The 736-nt window shown below is 65.6% G+C and carries 1 protein-coding gene and 1 pseudogene; both read right to left on the bottom strand.

Going from position 1 to position 736, the window contains the following annotated elements; genetic code table 11:
* On the bottom strand, positions 1-356 hold a 356-nt coding region (locus tag AC1DWT_RS51680), incomplete at its 3' end, for an AMP-binding protein (RefSeq protein ID WP_477926331.1).
* A gap of 105 nt (positions 357-461) precedes the next feature.
* Positions 462-683 (bottom strand): annotated as a pseudogene (locus AC1DWT_RS51675) (hypothetical protein); the annotation flags it as partial.
* Positions 684-736: the final 53 nt, after the last annotated feature.

Below are 736 nucleotides of genomic sequence, written 5' to 3'. Positions count from 1 at the left end.
GTGTGGAGGACCGGTACCGGGTCCGGCAGATCGATGTGGTCGTCGTGGGTGGTGGTCAGCATGCAGGTTGGTTGTGCCACTGCGAGAATGAAGTGGGTGCGCTCGGCTGGGTGGTCGGGGTCGATGGGTAGGTAAGCCCCACCGGCGGTGAGGGTCGCATAGACTCCGACGACGAAGTCGAGGGAGCGGCGCATCCGCACTGCCACGATGGTTTCCGGGCCCACACCCTGGGTGATCAAGCGTCGGGCGAGACGGTTGACGCGTGCGCTGAACTCGGCATAGGACAGGCACCGGTCCCCATCCACCACCGCGGGCGCGTCGGGTGTGCGGGCGGCCTGCGCACCGAATATCGACACCAGTGTGTCGGTGGTTGGAGCATGATCGGTGTGGTTCCAGTCCGCGAGGATCAGCTGTTTTTCGGTGGGGTCGAGGAGGTCGATGTCGCCGACCGGGCTGTCGGGATCGGCGACCGCAGCGTCGAGGAGGCGAGTGAACCGGTCGGCGAAGCCGCGGACGGTGTCCTCGTCGAACAGGTCCTGCGCGTAAGTCAGCGCGGCGGTCAGACCGCAAGCGGCACCATCCCGATCTACGCGTTCACTTACCGTCAGCGTGAGGTCGAACTGCGGACGGTGTCCTCGTCGAACAGGTCCTGCGCGTAAGTCAGCGCGGCGGTCAGACCGCAAGCGGCACCATCCCGATCTACGCGTTCACTTACCGTCAGCGTGAGGTCGAACTG

This window comes from Rhodococcus sp. P4_B6 (genome assembly GCF_056402215.1).
The sequence above is the reverse complement of the archived record's forward strand: the minus strand, read 5'-3'. Positions and strand labels throughout refer to the sequence as shown.